Source organism: Rhizobium oryzicola, from assembly GCF_030504645.1.
GTDB classification, from domain to species: Bacteria; Pseudomonadota; Alphaproteobacteria; order Rhizobiales; family Rhizobiaceae; genus Neorhizobium; species Neorhizobium oryzicola.
The window spans coordinates 1-1517 of the sequence record NZ_JAUKWQ010000027.1; the positions used below are offsets into that span (position 1 = coordinate 1).

Genomic DNA, 1517 nt, shown 5'->3' on the forward strand with positions numbered 1-1517 from the left:
CCCAACGAACCCTCCCGTACCTTGCCGGACGGAAGCGTCGACAAGGAGTATGAGAAGGGTTGGTTCAACCGGATGAGCAACGCCACCTTCGAGATGGGCTCGACGTTCAAGAGCTTTACCCTCGCGATGGGACTTGACCAGGGTAAGATCACCCTGAACAGCGTGGTGGATGCCAGCAAGCCTTACCGGCTCGCGGGCTTCACGATCCATGATGATCATGGCCAACGACGCCCGCTGACCGTGCCCGAGGTCTTCCAATACTCGTCAAACATCGGGACGGCGACCATTGCATCGATGATCGAACTCTCAGACCATCAGGCGTTCCTGACAAAGCTCGGTCTCCTGTCGAAGATGAAGACCGAGTTGCCGGAGGTGGCGACGCCGACGCAGCCCCACCCATGGAGGAAGATCAACCAGGCAACGATTTCCTTCGGACACGGCGTGGCGACCACACCGCTTCAAACTGCAGTCGCAGGAGCCGCCCTGATCAATGGGGGAAAACTCATTGAACCAACCTTCCTTCCGAGGACGGCCGCAGAAGCCGATGCCACCGCGACCCAGGTCATCAAGACCTCCACCAGCGCCGACATGAGGTTCCTCTTTCACTGGAACGGCGTCAAAGGTTCCGGGCGAAGTGCACTCGTCCCTGGCTTCAATGTGGGCGGAAAGACGGGCACGGCCGACAAGGTTATCAATGGCAGATATGCAGCCCACCTGAACTTCAATGCCTTCCTGGCGGGCTTCCCTATCGACAAGCCCCGCTACGTGGTCCTCACCGTCATCGATGCTCCGCTGACCGGGGAGAAAGGCGGCCGTCTTGCTGCATATACAGCCGCGCCGATGGCGAGGGAGATCATCAGCAGGGCCGGTGCGCTTCTCGGCGTCCAGCCCCACTTCGGTGAGGGGCAAGAGCAGTTGCTGGTCAATTACTGAAGGTCGTTCTCGTAGAGCACGTAATCCTTGATGGACTGCTGGTTCTCGAACGGCCTCATCGTACCGGAGGAGCTTAGGGCGTTCTCAATCAGCTCCAATTGATATGCCTTCGTGATAACCTGGCCCGCGAAGAACATGCGGTAGATGATCGGGGCAAAGATCATGTCCATCAACCGGTCCGGAACAAGAACGGGCTCACCTCGTGCGGCGCATCTATCCACCAGACATACGAGGTTCTGAAAGGGATAACCCGCTGCAGTCTGGGCTATCTTCACATTAGTGATACGTTCGCGAAACAGCGCTCTGGCCGGTCCCGAGGATAAATCGTCGACCAGTTGCTCCAGCCAAAGTTCGAGATCGCCCCGAAAGCTTCCGGTGTCGGTCGGGGTGCTGTCTGGCAGAAATCGCTCCTTCGCGACATCCTCAAGCAGCTTTGGCAGGGTTCCCCATCGCCGGTAGATAGTTGAGGGCGGTACTTCTGCACGCGCTGCAATCAAGGCAACGGTGAGTTCCTCGTCCTGCTGCTCGTCCATCAGTTCTCGAACAGCCTTGTGAACAGCAATCTGAATACGTTCGCTTCGGCC

At 58.2% G+C, this 1517-nt stretch carries 2 protein-coding genes; one reads left to right on the forward strand and one right to left on the reverse strand.

Translation table 11 applies throughout. The annotated features are described in order from the left end of the window. A partial coding sequence (locus Q2T52_RS26735) for a penicillin-binding transpeptidase domain-containing protein (RefSeq protein WP_302079938.1) occupies positions 1–933 on the forward strand: 933 nt, incomplete at its 5' end. Here the strand turns inward: Q2T52_RS26735 and Q2T52_RS26740 are convergent. Continuing rightward, positions 927–1517, reverse strand: a 591-nt coding sequence (locus Q2T52_RS26740; protein WP_302079939.1) for a TetR/AcrR family transcriptional regulator, incomplete at its 5' end; no start/stop codon positions are given. The genes Q2T52_RS26735 and Q2T52_RS26740 overlap by 7 nt on opposite strands.